This is a genomic window from Bacillus sp. JJ1764 (assembly GCF_036962145.1).
In the GTDB taxonomy this organism is placed as follows: Bacteria; Bacillota; Bacilli; order Bacillales; family Cytobacillaceae; genus Neobacillus.
On record NZ_JBALNY010000014.1, the window covers coordinates 22699 to 26792 of the forward strand.

The 4094-nt window shown below is 39.6% G+C and carries 4 protein-coding genes; 1 reads left to right on the top strand and 3 read right to left on the bottom strand.

Annotated elements, in window-relative coordinates:
• The first annotated feature begins 156 nt into the window (after positions 1-156).
• Positions 157-1380 (top strand): NAD(P)/FAD-dependent oxidoreductase, encoded by a 1224-nt coding sequence (locus tag V7083_RS02130; protein WP_335474879.1) that lies wholly within the window; start codon positions 157-159, stop codon positions 1378-1380.
• Between the two features lie 112 nt (positions 1381-1492).
• Here the strand turns inward: V7083_RS02130 and V7083_RS02135 are convergent, their stop codons facing one another.
• From V7083_RS02135 to V7083_RS02145, 3 genes are all read right to left on the bottom strand, one after another.
• On the bottom strand, positions 1493-2473 hold the full coding sequence (locus tag V7083_RS02135) for an ABC transporter permease (RefSeq protein ID WP_335474881.1): 981 nt from the start codon (positions 2471-2473) through the stop codon (positions 1493-1495).
• Positions 2466-3380 carry an ABC transporter ATP-binding protein gene (locus V7083_RS02140; protein ID WP_335474883.1) on the bottom strand — a complete coding sequence of 305 codons (915 nt, stop codon included), beginning with the start codon at positions 3378-3380 and terminating at the stop codon, positions 2466-2468. The genes V7083_RS02135 and V7083_RS02140 overlap by 8 nt, the downstream gene beginning before the upstream one ends.
• A 13-nt stretch (positions 3381-3393) precedes the next feature.
• On the bottom strand, positions 3394-4094 hold a 701-nt coding region (locus tag V7083_RS02145; RefSeq protein WP_335474885.1), incomplete at its 5' end, for an SGNH/GDSL hydrolase family protein.

Genomic DNA, 4094 nt, shown 5'->3' on the forward strand with positions numbered 1-4094 from the left:
ATATTGAAGTATTTATGAAAGTATCGTATCCTGTAGCTAGAAATAATGTGAATATTTTCACATACACATAGTCTTTTGCTCGTTTTTTTTCATCTGAGAAGTGAAGTATTTCACAAATAACTTATATTCTTTTAAAGGGTCTAGGAGTGAATGAAGATGAATAAACCAAAAATTGTAATCTTGGGCGGCGGCTACGGAGGAATTATTACGACAAAGAGATTAGAGAAATTATTAAAAACGAATGAGGCTGAGGTCACCTTAATCAATAAGCACGGATATCATTATCTTACTACCCAATTACATAAAGTTGGAGTAGCAACTGCTGTTGATCGGCAAATCGCTATTGCCATACCTCAATTAATTGATCAACGCAAAACATATTTCATTCAAGACGAAGTTTCCTTGGTAGATATAAACAATAAGGAAGTAAAGCTTGCAAGTGGTAAAACTGTTGAATATGATTACTTACTAGTTGCTCTTGGATTTGAAGTAGAAACCTTTGGAATTCCAGGAATTAAAGAACATGCCTTTGAAATTCGCAGCTTTAGAAGCTCCAAAGCCATCTATCACCAAATTCTTAAGCAATTTGAATTGTACAAGCAAGATCACGACCCAGCAAGATTGACTTTTGTCGTGGCAGGCGGAGGTTTTACTGGTATCGAAATGGTTGGTGAATTTATTGATGCAATGCCTAAATTATGTACCCAGCACGGTATCCCATTAAAAGACATTAAAATCGTTGCTGTGGAGGCGGCACCATCAGTTATTCCATTTTTCCCTAAACAGTCAGTGGAATACACAACCCATTTCTTTGAGAAGAACCATATCGAATTAATTACTTCCAAGAAAATACTGGAATGTACGGCAGAAAAATTATTGCTTGAGAACGGAATTGAAATTCCTACACGCACTGTCATCTGGTCATGCGGTGTAAAAGGGAATTCCATTGTTGAAAAATTTGGCCTTCCAATCGAAAAAGGGAAAATCCCGGTGGATCCCCATCTTCGAGTAAGGGGTATGAGCAATATTTTTAGTATCGGAGATTGTTCGTTGTTTAGAAAGAATGAAAATTCCGCTTTACCTCCTACAGCACAGGTAGCTCTTCAACAAGCTCCTGTTTGTGCCAAAAATATTGTGGCATCCATTCGTGGCGAAGAATTAAAAATATTTGAATACCATCATAAGGGCTCTGTAGCCTCCCTTGGAAATTGGGCAGGTGTAGGTCTGGTAGGAAAAGTCCGATTATCAGGATTGATTGGTGCATTCATGAAGCAAGTAATCGAAGCCCGATATTTATTCAATCTTGGCGGCTTATCCTTGATTGTCAAACAACATTTTGGAGTTGACCGAGAACCGGTTAAAGTTACGGCAAAAGAATAATATGCGTTACACGGGGAATCCTCCCCTGTATGATAGAATCATCCCGAATCAGGATTCCTTATCTCCCCCACAGTAAGGAATCGGCCCCACTCCGATACAGAGCGGGGCTTTTTTAATATACATCTTTTCTTGTAAAGACAATAAAGGAAACCAATAAGGCTGCTGCCCACCATATAAGCAATACCATTAAGGAAAATGATAAATTCATCCCTTCAATAGGAGGCGCGTTGCCCCTCATATAATCAGTTAACCGTAAGTTGACCATGAAAAAGTATTTGGCGGAATTCCATGAAGAAACCATATTACTTAGGATCGCTCCTGATATTAAAGCGGCTAGCATGACCCCCATACCTGCAGCGGTGCTGCGAATTAGCACAGAAAGCATAAAGGATAACGTTCCGACGACGATGGCAACAAACCAAACAAGTCCAAAATCCATTAATAAATACTTCCAAAGACTTAACAGTTTAACTTCAGAAGTATTTAATCCTGAATCGGTAACATTAAATCCAGTTAATATCGGGGTACCCCAACCTTTGTAGCCAAAAACTACTCCTGAAATCAAATAGGAAAGAATGCCAGCTATGGCTATAATTAATGAGACCGCTAGACATAACGTTATGTATTTACTTAAAAGGACCTTCCACCTTCGAACCGGCCTAGTTAATAAAAGCTTCACAGTACCAACACTATGCTCTGAGGATACCAAATCGCTGGCAATCACCATGACCATCAATGGAATAAATAAATCAATTGAATTTTCAAGAAAAATTCGTATAAAGGTTGGTGCTCCGGGTTCAGAGGGATTGATATCATGATCGAGATAATATTGTTGCTGCTGTAAGCTAATTTGCAATTGTTTTTTCCATTCATCGGAGATCCGGCTGCTGCTTAGTCTGTTCGTGGTATCAACAATTTGCTGCTGTAAAATCGTCCTCCAATCACTGGTACCCAATTTTTCACGCTGTGTCTCGGTTTGCTTATATTGTGCATACGTAAATAATACAACTAAAACTCCGATAATCAGAGCAATCACGACAAGACGCTTTTTGGCAATAACCTTCATCATTTCATTTTGTACCAGTTTAGTCAATGGTCTCACCCCCGGTTAACTCCAGGAATAAATCTTCCAAGACTGGCATTCTACGATTCATTTCCAAAACGGAAACACCCTCATTCACAAGCCGCCTGTTCCACTCCGGAGTTTTTTGCGCATCAAACTCGGTCCAAATGGTGTCATCATCCTTCACCTCAATAGCAGTCCACTTCTCTAATATTTCTTTCCCTTTTTCTAAAGGCTGCAAACGCCAAACCATTCGTTCACGATTTTCTAATAAGTGTTGTACTGTATCAATAGTGATGATGGTTCCTCTAGTCATGATAGCTACCCTGTCACATAAAAGCTGAATTTCACTTAATAGGTGACTCGAAACAAGGACACTAAGACCCTCTTTCTCAGCAAGAAAACGAATAAATTCCCGCATTTCGCGGATGCCTGCTGGATCGAGTCCATTAGTAGGTTCATCCAATATTAATATTTTGGGATTCCCTAATAAGGCTTGTGCAATCCCTAGACGCTGGCGCATTCCTAATGAATAGGTTTTAACTTTATCATGAATCCTTTCTGTTAAACCTACAAGTTCTGTTACTTCTTTAATCCGTTCATCCCCTACCCCATCAAGCATTCTGGCAAAATGCAGCAAGTTGTTATAGCCTGAAAGATAAGGATACAATTCTGGATTTTCTACGATACAGCCAAGATTCTGCATCGCTTCCCGGAAGTGGTGATCAATATTATAACCGCATAGCTCAATTTTTCCAGAACTTGGTTTAATAAGACCTACAAGCATCCGAATCGTGGTGGTTTTACCGGCCCCGTTTGGTCCAAGGAAGCCAAATACCTCACCTTCACGCAAATCAAAGGTGAGCCCCTTGATAATTTCCTTTCGGCCAATCGTTTTCTTTAAGTCTCTCACTGATAACGTAATTTTTTTCTCCATGGACTTTTTCTCCTCACCAAGTAAGCAATGAAGCCACACGTTCCGCAATCAAGCGGTACCCTTTGGCATTTGGATGAAACTTATCAGAATATAGATAATCATTAACCTTCAGCTCAAATAAATCAAATGTCGGGACAAAGATAATCTTGGGAAATGTTGCACTTACCTCAGCACTATCATAATTCCACTGTCTAATGACTTTTGAGGTTTCCTTCCCTTGGTCGAGTTCGATAAAAGGATTATACAAGCCAATAAAAAAAACATTTGCGTTCTGGTTGTGTTTCCGGATTTCCTCAAAAATAATCCTTAGATTTTCAAGGTATTTTTTCTCTATGGTAGCAATCTCTCCAGTCTGAAAATCTTCGAGACCTTGTCCTCCCCTAAATAAATCATTTCCACCAATGGTTACTAAAATTACATTTGCTTTTGCTATTTGCCGGCCCACTTCTGTCTGCTGTATCTGCTCACGAAGCTGATCGGATCTTTGTCCGTTTATGCCAAGATTGGTAAGTTGGACTGCTCGTTTTGTTTTCTCTTTTATTTCATCCACTACATCCCCTACATAGCCTTTACCTGTTTCATCACCCGTTCCTCTCGTCAAGGAATCTCCTAAGGCCACAACTGTTAGTCCTTTTTGATTTTCAACTTTCATGGTTTCATCCACTGTCTTCTCGATCTTTTCGGGTTTTACAGCATAATAATCCCCCACCGCCC

Bases quoted from the DNA above. Each gene is read 5' to 3' on its own strand.
- V7083_RS02130 (WP_335474879.1), top strand. From the start codon at position 157: ATGAATAAACCAAAAATTGTAATCTTGGGCGGCGGCTACGGAGGAATT.
- V7083_RS02140 (WP_335474883.1), bottom strand. From the start codon at position 3,380: ATGGAGAAAAAAATTACGTTATCAGTGAGAGACTTAAAGAAAACGATT.